Here is a 12213-nt window from a genome sequence, read left to right on the forward strand (position 1 = left end):
ATGCACGAGAATCAACAACCACAAACCGAGGCTTTTGAGCTGAGTGCGGCAGAGCGTGAAGCGATAGAGCACGAGAAGCACCACTACGAAGACCCGCGTGCGGCGTCCATCGAAGCGCTGAAAATTGTCCAGAAACAGCGTGGCTGGGTACCGGACGGCGCGATCCACGCGATCGCCGATGTGCTGGGTATTCCGGCAAGCGATGTCGAAGGCGTGGCAACGTTCTACAGCCAGATCTTCCGCCAGCCGGTGGGCCGTCACGTGATCCGTTACTGCGACAGCGTGGTATGCCACATCACGGGTTACCAGGGGATCCAGGCGGCGCTGGAGCAAAAGCTCAACATCAAACCGGGGCAGACGACCTTTGACGGTCGCTTTACGCTGCTGCCGACCTGCTGCCTGGGGAACTGCGATAAAGGGCCAAACATGATGATTGATGAGGATACTCACAGCCATCTGACGCCGGAAGCCATTCCTGAACTACTGGAGCGGTATAAATGAAAAACGTTATCCGTACTCCCGAAACGCATCCGCTGACCTGGCGTCTGCGTGATGACAAACAGCCGGTCTGGCTGGATGAATACCGTAGCAAAAACGGTTACGAGGGCGCGCGTAAAGCGTTGACCGGGCTGTCGCCAGACGAAATCGTCAACCAGGTGAAAGACGCTGGCCTGAAAGGGCGCGGCGGTGCAGGCTTCTCTACCGGCCTGAAATGGAGCCTGATGCCGAAAGACGAATCTATGAACATCCGTTACCTGCTGTGTAACGCCGATGAAATGGAACCCGGCACCTACAAAGACCGTCTGCTGATGGAGCAACTGCCGCACCTGCTGGTGGAAGGCATGCTGATCTCCGCGTTTGCGCTGAAAGCGTATCGTGGTTACATCTTCCTGCGTGGTGAATACGTTGAAGCGGCGGTGCATCTGCGCCGCGCGATTGCTGAAGCAACCGAAGCCGGCTTGCTTGGCAAAAACATCATGGGCACCGGGTTTGATTTTGAACTGTTCGTGCACACCGGGGCAGGGCGTTATATCTGCGGTGAAGAAACCGCGCTGATCAACTCCCTCGAAGGGCGTCGCGCCAATCCACGTTCCAAACCGCCATTCCCGGCGACCTCTGGCGCATGGGGCAAACCAACCTGCGTTAACAACGTGGAAACCCTGTGTAACGTCCCGGCCATCCTCGCTAATGGCGTGGAGTGGTACCAGAACATCTCGAAAAGTAAAGATGCGGGTACCAAGCTGATGGGCTTCTCCGGGCGCGTGAAAAATCCGGGTCTGTGGGAACTGCCATTCGGCACGACCGCGCGTGAAATTCTCGAAGATTACGCGGGCGGCATGCGCGATGGCCTCAAATTCAAAGCCTGGCAGCCAGGGGGTGCGGGAACTGACTTCCTCACCGAAGCGCATCTCGACCTGCCGATGGAGTTCGAAAGCATCGGTAAAGCGGGCAGCCGTCTGGGTACGGCGCTGGCGATGGCCGTCGACCATGAAATTGGCATGGTTGGCCTGGTGCGTAACCTGGAAGAGTTCTTCGCCCGTGAGTCCTGCGGCTGGTGTACGCCATGCCGTGACGGCCTGCCGTGGAGCGTGAAAATTCTGCGCGCGCTGGAAAAAGGCGAAGGCCAACCGGGCGATATCGAGACACTTGAGCAACTGTGTCGATTCCTGGGCCCGGGTAAAACATTCTGTGCGCACGCACCTGGCGCGGTAGAACCGCTGCAGAGCGCGATTAAATACTTCCGCGAAGAATTTGAAGCGGGCATCAAGCAGCAGTTCAGCAACACCCATGCGATCCATGGGATTCAGCCGAACCTGCTTAAGACGCGCTGGTAATTTTCACCCTCACCCCGCCCTCTCCCTAAGGGAGAGGGAGAAAACCAGTGCCGGGTTTAAAACGCGCACATTCTGTCGCCTCTCCCTAAGGGAGAGGGTTAGGGTGAGGGGTAAGGTTTCGATTAACGCTCAGTCTCTGACTGAGAAAACTGGAAGCATGCTAATGGCTACAATTCATGTAGACGGCAAAGAATATGAGGTCAACGGGGCGGACAACCTGCTACAGGCGTGTCTCTCCCTCGGCCTTGATATTCCGTACTTTTGCTGGCATCCGGCGCTGGGCAGCGTCGGCGCTTGCCGCCAGTGTGCGGTGAAGCAATATCAAAACGCGGAAGACACGCGTGGCCGCCTGGTGATGTCCTGTATGACACCGGCCACCGATGGCACCTTTATTTCTATTGATGACGACGAAGCGAAGCAGTTCCGTGAGAGCGTGGTCGAGTGGTTGATGACCAACCACCCGCACGACTGTCCGGTCTGTGAAGAGGGCGGTAACTGCCACCTTCAGGATATGACCGTGATGACCGGCCACAGCTTCCGTCGCTACCGTTTCACCAAACGTACCCACCGCAATCAGGATTTGGGGCCGTTCATCTCTCACGAAATGAACCGCTGTATCGCCTGTTACCGCTGCGTGCGTTACTACAAAGATTATGCAGACGGTACCGATCTGGGCGTTTATGGCGCACATGACAACGTCTACTTTGGTCGCCCGGAAGACGGCACGCTGGAAAGCGAGTTCTCCGGCAATCTGGTCGAAATTTGCCCGACCGGCGTCTTCACCGACAAAACGCACTCCGAGCGTTACAACCGTAAATGGGACATGCAGTTTGCGCCAAGCATCTGCCAGCAGTGCTCCATCGGTTGTAACACCAGCCCGGGCGAGCGCTACGGTGAACTGCGTCGCATTGAAAACCGTTATAACGGTACCGTAAACCACTACTTCCTCTGTGACCGTGGTCGTTTCGGTTATGGCTACGTGAACCTGAAAGATCGTCCACGCCAGCCAGAACAACTGCGCGGCAACGACGTCATTACTCTCAACGCCGAGCAGGCGATGCAGGGCGCGGCGGATATTCTGCGTCAGTCGAAGAAAGTGATTGGTATCGGCTCCCCGCGTGCCAGCGTGGAAAGCAACTTCGCGCTGCGTGAACTGGTGGGTGCAGAGAACTTCTATACCGGCATCGCCAAAGCGGAGCAGGAACGTCTGCAACTGGCACTGACCGTGTTGCGTGAAGGCGGCGTTCACACGCCGGCGCTGCGTGAAATCGAGTCTTACGATGCGGTGCTGATTCTGGGCGAAGATATCACCCAGACCGGCGCACGCGTAGCGCTCGCTGTTCGTCAGGCGGTGAAAGGTAAAGCACGCGAAATGGCGGCGGCGCAGAAAGTAGCCGACTGGCAGATTGCGGCAATCCTCAACATTGGTCAGCGTGCGAAGCACCCGCTGTTTGTCACCAACGTCGATAACACCCGTCTGGATGACATTGCCGCATGGACGTATCGCGCTCCGGTTGAAGATCAGGCGCGCTTCGGTTTCGCTATCGCCCACGCACTGGATAACAGCGCCCCGGCGGTAGAGGGTATCGATCGCGACCTGCAGAACAAAATTGATGTCGTGGTTCAGGCACTGGTTGGCGCGAAGAAACCGCTGATTATTTCCGGCACCAACGCCGGAAGCGCGGATGTCATTCAGGCGGCAGCAAACGTAGCAAAAGCACTGAAAACCCGTGGCGCTGACGTGGGCATCACCATGGTTGCCCGCGCCGTGAATAGCATGGGCCTCGGGATGATTGGCGGCGGTTCCCTTGATGACGCACTGAACGAGCTGGAAAGCGGCGCGGCAGATGCGGTTATCGTGCTGGAAAACGATCTGCATCGTCACGCTTCCGCGACCCGTGTGGATGCCGCACTCTCCAAAGCGCCGCTGGTGATGGTGATTGATCATCAACGCACGGCGATTATGGAAAAAGCGCATCTGGTGCTGCCTGCGGCTAGTTTTGCCGAAAGCGATGGTACGGTTATCAACAACGAAGGCCGCGCACAGCGCTTCTTCCAGGTTTATGACCCGGCGTATTACGACAGCAACACCGTGATGCTGGAAAGCTGGCGCTGGCTGCACTCCCTGCACAGCACAGTACAGAGCCGTGAAGTGGACTGGACGCAGCTTGACCACGTTATCGACGCGGTTGTCGAAAAACTGCCGCAACTGGCAGGCATCAAAGATGCTGCGCCGGATGCGACCTTCCGTATTCGCGGCCAGAAACTGGCGCGTGAACCGCACCGTTACAGCGGTCGTACCGCGATGCGTGCCAATATCAGCGTGCACGAACCGCGTCAGCCGCAGGATAAAGACACCATGTTCGCCTTCTCTATGGAAGGGAACAACCAACCAGGCGCGCCGCGCTCGCAAATTCCGTTTGCATGGGCACCGGGCTGGAACTCCCCGCAGGCATGGAACAAGTTCCAGGCCGAAGTGGGCGGTCACCTGCGTCATGGCGATCCGGGCGTGCGTCTGATTGAAGCGTCTGAAAACGGTCTCGATTACTTCACCACCGTTCCGGCAAGCTTCCAGGCGGAAGAGGGCAAATGGCGTATCGCGCCGTACTATCATCTGTTTGGTAGCGACGAGATGTCACAGCGTTCTCCGGTCTTCCAGTCGCGTATGCCGCAACCGTATATCGCGCTGAACCCGGCGGACGCCGCGAAACTTGGCGTTAACGCAGGCGCGAAAATCGCGTTCAGCTATGACGGCCAAACCGTCACGCTGCCGCTGGTGATTTCTGAAGGTCTGACGGCAGGGCAGGTGGGATTACCGATGGGTATGCCTGGCATCGCGCCGGTGCTGGCCGGTGGACGTCTTGAAAATCTGCAGGAGGCACAGCAATGAGTTGGTTAACACCGGATCTGATTGAGATCCTGCTCACTATTCTCAAGGCGGTGGTCATCCTGCTGGTGGTTGTCACCTGCGGTGCGTTTATGAGCTTCGGTGAACGTCGTCTGCTCGGTCTGTTCCAGAACCGTTATGGGCCGAACCGCGTAGGCTGGGGCGGCTCGCTCCAGCTGGTGGCGGACATGATCAAGATGTTCTTTAAAGAGGACTGGATCCCGAAATTCTCGGATCGCGTCATCTTTACCCTGGCACCGATGATTGCTTTTACTTCGCTGCTTCTGGCGTTTGCCATTGTGCCAGTAAGCCCGACGTGGGTAGTGGCTGACCTGAACATCGGCATTCTGTTCTTCCTGATGATGGCAGGGCTGGCGGTTTACGCCGTGCTGTTCGCAGGCTGGTCGAGCAATAACAAATACTCCCTGCTGGGCGCGATGCGTGCCTCCGCCCAGACGCTGAGCTATGAAGTGTTCCTCGGACTCTCCCTGATGGGCGTGGTGGCGCAGGCCGGTTCATTCAACATGACCGACATCGTCAACAACCAGGCCGACATCTGGAACGTTATCCCGCAGTTCTTTGGTTTTGTGACCTTCGCTATCGCGGGCGTGGCTGTGTGCCACCGTCACCCGTTTGACCAACCTGAAGCCGAGCAGGAACTGGCGGATGGTTACCACATTGAATATTCCGGTATGAAATTCGGTCTGTTCTTCGTGGGGGAATACATCGGTATCGTGACCATTTCGGCCATGATGGTGACCCTGTTCTTCGGTGGCTGGCAAGGCCCGTTTTTACCGCCGTTCATCTGGTTCGCGATCAAAACCGCGTTCTTCATGATGATGTTCATTTTGATTCGCGCCTCATTACCGCGTCCGCGTTATGACCAGGTAATGTCCTTCGGCTGGAAAATTTGTCTGCCGCTGACGCTAATCAACTTGCTGGTAACGGCGGCTGTCATTCTCTGGCAGCAGCCATAAGGGGCGAATAGACCATGACCTTAAAAGAATTATTGGTAGGTTTCGGCACCCAGGTACGCAGTATCTGGATGATCGGCCTGCATGCGTTCGCCAAACGCGAAACGCAAATGTACCCGGAAGAGCCGGTTTATCTGCCGCCGCGTTATCGTGGCCGTATCGTGCTGACGCGCGACCCGGACGGCGAAGAGCGCTGCGTGGCCTGTAACCTGTGTGCGGTAGCGTGCCCGGTGGGCTGTATCTCACTGCAGAAAGCAGAAACCAAAGATGGCCGCTGGTATCCGGAGTTTTTCCGCATCAACTTCTCACGCTGTATTTTCTGCGGCCTGTGCGAAGAAGCGTGCCCGACCACGGCGATTCAGTTGACCCCGGACTTTGAACTGGGCGAGTACAAACGTCAGGATCTGGTGTACGAAAAAGAGGATCTGCTGATTTCCGGCCCGGGTAAATACCCGGAATATAACTTCTACCGGATGGCGGGTATGGCAATCGACGGCAAAGATAAAGGCGAAGCAGAGAACGAAGCCAAGCCTATCGACGTCAAGAGCCTGTTACCTTAAGGAGAGGGGCAATGGAATTCGCTTTTTATATCTGTGGCCTTATCGCCATCCTCGCGACGTTGCGGGTTATAACGCACACGAATCCGGTACACGCCTTGCTGTACCTGATCATTTCACTGCTGGCTATCGCAGGCGTCTTCTTCTCGCTGGGCGCGTACTTCGCCGGGGCGCTGGAGATCATCGTTTACGCCGGGGCCATCATGGTGCTGTTCGTGTTTGTGGTGATGATGCTGAACCTCGGTGGGGCAGAAATTGCCCAGGAACGCGAGTGGCTGAAGCCGCAAATCTGGATTGGCCCGGCGATTCTCTCCGCTGTTCTGCTGGCGGTGATGGTGTACGCCATTATGGGCCTCAACGACCAGGGTATCGACGGCAATCCCATCAGCGCGAAAGAAGTGGGTATCGCCCTGTTTGGCCCGTATGTTCTGGCGGTTGAACTGGCGTCCATGCTGCTGCTGGCGGGCCTGGTAGTGGCCTTCCACATTGGCCGTGAAGACCGTCCGGGTGAGCTTATCAGCAACCGTCCGAACGACAGCGCGAAAAGAAAACCGGAGGAGCACGCATGATCCCCTTAACACATGGACTGATCCTCGCCGCGATCCTCTTCGTTCTCGGGCTGACCGGTCTGGTTATCCGCCGCAACCTGCTGTTTATGCTGATTGGGTTGGAAATCATGATTAACGCCTCCGCACTGGCCTTTGTGGTCGCCGGAAGCTACTGGGGCCAGACCGATGGTCAGGTGATGTATATCCTCGCCATCAGCCTTGCGGCTGCGGAAGCGAGTATTGGCCTGGCGCTGCTGCTGCAGCTCCATCGTCGCCGCCAGAACCTGAACATCGATTCAGTAAGTGAGTTGCGCGGATGAATATGCTTGCCTTAACCATTATTTTGCCATTGATTGGCTTTGTTCTGCTGGCCTTCTCCCGTGGACGTTGGTCGGAAAATCTCTCCGCCACCGTGGGCGTGGGGTCAATTGGCCTGGCGGCGCTGGTGACCGCGATTGTCGGCGTCGATTTCTTTAATAACGGCAAACAGGTGCTCAGCGTTCCGCTGTGGACCTGGATGTCCGTAGGCGATTTCAACATCGGTTTCAACCTCGTGCTGGACGGCCTGTCGCTGACCATGCTCTCAGTGGTGACCGGCGTTGGCTTCCTGATCCACATGTTCGCCTCCTGGTATATGCGCGGGGAAGAGGGTTACTCCCGCTTCTTCGCCTACACCAACCTGTTTATCGCCAGCATGGTTGTTCTGGTGCTGGCCGATAACCTGCTGTTGATGTACCTCGGCTGGGAAGGCGTGGGCCTCTGTTCCTATCTGCTGATCGGTTTCTACTACACCGATCCGAAGAATGGCGCGGCGGCGATGAAAGCGTTTGTCGTGACCCGCGTGGGTGACGTCTTCCTCGCCTTCGCACTGTTCATTCTCTACAACGAACTGGGCACCCTGAACTTCCGTGAAATGGTGGAACTGGCACCGGCGCACTTCGAGGCGGGCAACAACATGCTCACCTGGGCGACGCTGATGCTGCTGGGTGGTGCGGTCGGTAAATCGGCACAGCTGCCGTTGCAGACATGGCTTGCTGATGCAATGGCGGGCCCGACGCCTGTCTCCGCGCTGATCCACGCCGCAACGATGGTCACCGCCGGTGTCTACCTGATTGCGCGTACGCACGGTCTGTTCCTGATGACTCCGGAAATTCTGCATCTGGTCGGTATCGTGGGTGCGGTTACGCTGGTGCTGGCAGGCTTTGCCGCGCTGGTGCAAACCGACATCAAACGCGTACTCGCCTATTCCACCATGAGTCAGATTGGCTACATGTTCCTGGCGCTGGGCGTTCAGGCGTGGGATGCGGCGATTTTCCACCTGATGACGCACGCCTTCTTTAAAGCGCTGCTGTTCCTGGCGTCCGGCTCGGTTATTCTGGCCTGCCACCACGAACAGAACATCTTTAAGATGGGCGGTCTGCGTAAATCCATTCCGCTGGTGTACGCCTGCTTCCTGATTGGTGGTGCTGCGCTCTCCGCACTGCCGCTGATTACCGCTGGCTTCTTCAGTAAGGATGAGATTCTGGCGGGTGCGATGGCGAACGGTCATATCAACCTGATGGTAGCGGGCCTGGTCGGCGCGTTCATGACCTCGCTTTACACCTTCCGTATGATTTTCATCGTGTTCCACGGAAAAGAACAAATTCACGCTCACGCAGGGAAGGGGATCACCCACCACCTGCCGCTGATTGTGCTGATGATCCTCTCCACCTTTGTTGGCGCGCTGATTGTTCCGCCGCTGCAGGGTGTGCTGCCGGATACCACCGAGCTTGAGCATGGCCGCGTACTGACGCTGGAAATTACCTCCGGTGTGGTCGCGATTGCAGGCATCCTGATTGCCGCATGGCTGTGGTTGGGCAAACGTACTCTGGTGACGTCGATTGCCAACAGCGGCCCTGGCCGTCTGCTGGGAACCTGGTGGTATAACGCCTGGGGCTTCGACTGGCTCTACGACAAAGTGTTCGTTAAACCGTTCCTGGGTATTGCGTGGCTGCTGAAACGCGACCCGATGAACGCCCTGATGAACATTCCGGCCATTCTTTCTCGCGTGGCGGGCAAAGGGCTGGTGCTGAGCGAGAACGGTTATCTGCGTTGGTATGTGGCTTCCATGAGCATTGGCGCAGTGGTTGTATTGGCGCTGCTGATGGTATTGCGTTGAGTTTGACGAATGCGGTTTGCCCGGTGGCGTTAGCGCCACCCGAGACCACAAACCGCACTCAACCGTGAAATTTGTCGAATTCGTTGAAAATCGGTCCTTGATAGGACTTTAACAAGGAATAAAGATCGCCATGTTATTACCCTGGCTAATACTGATTCCCTTTATCGGCGGCTTCTTGTGCTGGCAGACTGAACGCTTTGGCGTGAAGATGCCGCGCTGGATTGCGCTGATTACCATGGGATTGACGCTCGCACTTGGCCTGCAACTGTGGCTGCAAGGCGGTTACTCACTGACGCAATCCACCGGCCTGCCGCAGTGGCAGTCTGAGTTTATCCTGCCGTGGATCCCACGCTTCGGTATCACTATCCATCTGGCTATCGACGGACTGTCGCTGCTGATGGTGGTGCTAACCGGCCTGCTGGGCGTGCTGGCGGTACTCTGCTCGTGGAATGAAATCCAGAAATATCAGGGCTTTTTCCATCTCAACCTGATGTGGATCCTGGGCGGCGTGATCGGCGTGTTCCTCGCCATCGACATGTTCCTGTTCTTCTTCTTCTGGGAAATGATGTTGGTGCCGATGTACTTCCTGATAGCACTTTGGGGCCATAAGGCGTCCGACGGTAAAACGCGTATCACGGCGGCCACCAAGTTCTTCATCTATACCCAGGCGAGTGGTCTGGTGATGTTGATTGCAATTCTGGCGCTGGTGTTCGTCCATCACAATGCGACGGGCGTCTGGACCTTCAACTACGAAGACCTGCTGAAAACCCCGATGTCTCACGGCGTAGAATACCTGCTGATGCTGGGCTTCTTTATCGCCTTCGCGGTGAAAATGCCGGTGGTTCCACTGCACGGCTGGTTACCAGACGCGCACTCCCAGGCACCGACCGCCGGTTCTGTTGACCTCGCGGGGATTTTGCTGAAAACCGCGGCCTACGGTCTTCTGCGTTTCTCTCTGCCACTGTTCCCGAATGCTTCTGCTGAATTCGCGCCTATTGCCATGTGGCTCGGCGTAATCGGTATCTTCTACGGTGCGTGGATGGCCTTCACCCAGTACGATATCAAGCGTCTGATTGCCTACACCTCTGTTTCGCACATGGGCTTCGTGCTGATTGCTATCTACACCGGTAGCCAACTGGCGTATCAGGGCGCGGTGATTCAGATGATTGCTCACGGTTTGTCTGCGGCGGGTCTCTTCATCCTGTGCGGCCAGCTCTACGAGCGTCTGCATACCCGTGATATGCGCATGATGGGCGGTCTGTGGAGCAAAATTAAATGGCTGCCAGCCTGCTCCCTGTTCTTTGCAGTCGCAACGCTTGGGATGCCGGGTACCGGTAACTTCGTCGGTGAGTTCATGATCCTGTTCGGCAGCTTCCACGTTGTGCCGCTGATCACCGTCATCTCGACTTTCGGTCTGGTTTTCGCTTCCGTATACTCGCTGGCGATGCTGCACCGCGCTTACTTCGGTAAAGCGAAGAGTGAAATCGCGGCCAAAGAGCTGCCAGGGATGTCGCTGCGTGAACTGTTCATCATTCTTCTGCTGGTCGTGCTGCTGGTTCTGCTGGGCTTCTATCCTCAGCCGATTCTGGACACGTCACACTCTGCGATGGGCAACATTCAGCAGTGGTTTGTTAATTCTGTTTCAACTACAAGGCCGTAATTCGCCATGACAATAACTCCACAACAACTGATCGCGCTGTTACCGCTGCTGATCGTCGGCTTGACGGTGGTGGTTGTGATGCTCTCCATTGCGTGGCGACGCAATCACTTCCTCAACGCTACGCTTGCGGTTATCGGGCTTAACGCGGCGCTGGTTTCGCTCTGGTTTGTTGGCCAGGCAGGCGCAATGGACGTGACGCCGCTGATGCGCGTCGACGGCTATGCCATGCTCTATACCGGGCTGGTGTTGCTGGCGAGCCTCGCGACCTGTACGTTTGCCTACCCGTGGCTGGAAGGCTACCCGGATAACAAAGAAGAGTTCTACCTGCTGGTGCTGATTGCTGCACTGGGTGGCATTCTGCTGGCGAACGCCAATCACCTGGCCGCGCTGTTCCTGGGTATTGAACTTATCTCGCTGCCGCTGTTCGGTTTGATTGGCTACGCTTTCCGGCAGAAACGTTCGCTGGAAGCGAGTATCAAGTACACCATTCTGTCCGCGGCGGCATCATCTTTCCTGCTGTTCGGTATGGCGCTGGTTTACGCTAACTCCGGTAACCTGTCGTTCGTCGCGCTTGGTAAGAGCCTGGCGGACAACATGCTGCATGAACCGCTGCTGCTGGCGGGTCTGGGCATGATGATTGTCGGCCTTGGCTTTAAACTCTCTCTGGTGCCGTTCCACCTGTGGACGCCAGACGTATACCAGGGCGCACCAGCGCCGGTCTCCACCTTCCTGGCGACGGCGAGCAAAATCGCTATCTTCGGCGTGGTGATGCGTCTGTTCCTCTATGCGCCAGTGGGGGATAGCGAAGCGGTACGCGTGGTGCTGGGTCTGATTGCCTTTGCTTCCATCATCTTCGGTAACCTGATGGCCCTGAGCCAGACCAACATCAAACGTCTGCTCGGCTACTCCTCTATCTCTCACCTCGGCTACCTGCTGGTGGCGCTGATTGCGCTGCAAAGCGGCGAAATGTCGATGGAAGCGGTAGGTGTGTATCTGGCCGGTTACCTGTTCAGCAGCCTCGGCGCGTTCGGCGTGGTGAGCCTGATGTCCAGCCCGTATCGCGGCCCGGACGCAGAATCACTGTTCTCTTATCGCGGTCTGTTCTGGCATCGCCCGATCCTCTCTGCGGTAATGACGGTGATGATGCTGTCGCTGGCGGGGATCCCGATGACGCTGGGCTTTATCGGCAAGTTCTACGTTCTGGCCGTCGGTGTGCAAACGCATCTGTGGTGGCTGGTTGGCGCCGTGGTGGTTGGTTCGGCAATCGGCCTCTACTACTACCTGCGTGTGGCGGTAAGCCTGTACCTGCATGCGCCGGAACAGCTGAACCGCGATGCGCCGTCGAACTGGCAATACAGCGCGGGCGGTATCGTGGTGCTGATTTCCGCACTGCTGGTGCTGGTGCTGGGCGTCTGGCCGCAGCCGTTAATCGACCTGGTTCAGATGGCAATGCCGCTGATGTAAGGTTACGCGTTGATGTGAAAAAACCGCCGATTTATCGGCGGTTTTTTTATATATGGAACTCAAGGCTGCGCTGGCGCGCCTGGATTTTGCAGAAAGTGAAGCCGAAATTTATGATGAATCCTTATCAAGA

Annotated in this window: 10 protein-coding genes; all 10 read left to right on the top strand. The window is 56.9% G+C overall.

Translation table 11 applies throughout. The features are described from left to right. The 10 genes from nuoE to nuoN all read left to right on the top strand — a co-directional run bounded on the left by nuoE (window position 1) and on the right by nuoN (window position 12083). Window positions 1-501, top strand: coding sequence for an NADH-quinone oxidoreductase subunit NuoE (gene nuoE, locus ACOXYR_RS05635; RefSeq protein ID WP_015963655.1), 501 nt, complete (start codon window positions 1-3; stop codon window positions 499-501). Next, the gene (gene nuoF / locus ACOXYR_RS05640) at window positions 498-1835 is read left to right on the top strand and encodes an NADH-quinone oxidoreductase subunit NuoF (RefSeq protein ID WP_015963656.1); all 1338 of its coding nucleotides are present in this window, start codon (window positions 498-500) and stop codon (window positions 1833-1835) included. The genes nuoE and nuoF overlap by 4 nt, the downstream gene beginning before the upstream one ends. Window positions 1836-1998: 163 nt before the next feature. Continuing rightward, window positions 1999-4725: an NADH-quinone oxidoreductase subunit NuoG gene (gene nuoG, locus ACOXYR_RS05645; protein ID WP_421355490.1), complete on the top strand. Its 2727-nt coding sequence runs from the start codon at window positions 1999-2001 to the stop codon at window positions 4723-4725. Next, window positions 4722-5699: an NADH-quinone oxidoreductase subunit NuoH gene (gene nuoH, locus ACOXYR_RS05650; protein ID WP_015963658.1), complete on the top strand. Its 978-nt coding sequence runs from the start codon at window positions 4722-4724 to the stop codon at window positions 5697-5699. Before nuoG ends, nuoH begins: the two co-directional genes overlap by 4 nt. A gap of 14 nt (window positions 5700-5713) precedes the next feature. Next, on the top strand, window positions 5714-6256 hold the full coding sequence (nuoI, locus tag ACOXYR_RS05655) for an NADH-quinone oxidoreductase subunit NuoI (RefSeq protein ID WP_000172742.1): 543 nt from the start codon (window positions 5714-5716) through the stop codon (window positions 6254-6256). 11 nt (window positions 6257-6267) lie between these two features. Continuing rightward, on the top strand, window positions 6268-6822 hold the full coding sequence (nuoJ, locus tag ACOXYR_RS05660; protein ID WP_421355491.1) for an NADH-quinone oxidoreductase subunit J: 555 nt from the start codon (window positions 6268-6270) through the stop codon (window positions 6820-6822). Then, entirely contained in the window at window positions 6819-7121 is a 303-nt protein-coding gene (nuoK, locus tag ACOXYR_RS05665; RefSeq protein ID WP_003861496.1) for an NADH-quinone oxidoreductase subunit NuoK, read from the top strand. Before nuoJ ends, nuoK begins: the two co-directional genes overlap by 4 nt. Next, entirely contained in the window at window positions 7118-8959 is a 1842-nt protein-coding gene (gene nuoL / locus ACOXYR_RS05670; protein ID WP_108473594.1) for an NADH-quinone oxidoreductase subunit L, read from the top strand. Before nuoK ends, nuoL begins: the two co-directional genes overlap by 4 nt. A gap of 130 nt (window positions 8960-9089) precedes the next feature. Then, entirely contained in the window at window positions 9090-10619 is a 1530-nt protein-coding gene (gene nuoM / locus ACOXYR_RS05675; protein WP_108473595.1) for an NADH-quinone oxidoreductase subunit M, read from the top strand. A 6-nt stretch (window positions 10620-10625) separates the two neighbouring features. After that, the gene (gene nuoN / locus ACOXYR_RS05680; RefSeq protein WP_108473596.1) at window positions 10626-12083 is read left to right on the top strand and encodes an NADH-quinone oxidoreductase subunit NuoN; all 1458 of its coding nucleotides are present in this window, start codon (window positions 10626-10628) and stop codon (window positions 12081-12083) included. Window positions 12084-12213 lie beyond the last annotated feature (130 nt).

This window comes from Pseudocitrobacter faecalis, assembly GCF_965231525.1.
GTDB lineage: Bacteria > Pseudomonadota > Gammaproteobacteria > Enterobacterales > Enterobacteriaceae > Pseudocitrobacter > Pseudocitrobacter faecalis.